The sequence below is a fragment of the Mesorhizobium sp. ArgA1 genome, from assembly GCF_053714375.1.
Genome location: NZ_JBSKBQ010000140.1, coordinates 1 through 446, shown reverse-complemented (window position 1 = coordinate 446; position 446 = coordinate 1). Strand labels below are relative to the sequence as shown.

The following is a 446-nucleotide window of genomic DNA, read 5'->3' as shown; positions in this document are numbered from 1 at the left end:
TTGTCGATCGGCATCCTGCCGTCTTCTTTGTATCGCGTAGGTATTCCCACTGGTTCAGAGTGTAGGACACGGCGTCGCCGATCTTGCTATCGGGCAAGACCTTCGGCGCGATGTCGTCGAGCCATGTCTTGAGAGCATTGAGGATGGGAACGCTGTGTTGCTGGCGAAAGCGGCGAATGCAATCGGCTTGTGTTTCGCCCTTGTCCGGCCTTTCGTTCCGCGCTTGGCCTTCAACCCGGTAGAGCTGCTCGAAGAACTTAAGCGCCTGCTCCGGCGGACCGCCCCCTTTCTTTCTTGCCTTGAGGGCATCGACGAAGCGACGTCTGGAATGGGCCATGCATCCCACATGGGTGGCCCCTGCCAGCGTGCGCCATGCGGTATAGCCATCGCTCATCAGTATGCCGCGGTGCGGCGCGACAATCAACGTGGGAGCGGCCCCTGTCCAG

The 446-nt window shown here is 60.3% G+C and carries 1 pseudogene; it reads right to left on the bottom strand.

The window, feature by feature from the left end:
* Positions 1-446, bottom strand: a pseudogene (locus tag ACWGTI_RS32710) (IS66 family transposase); the annotation flags it as partial.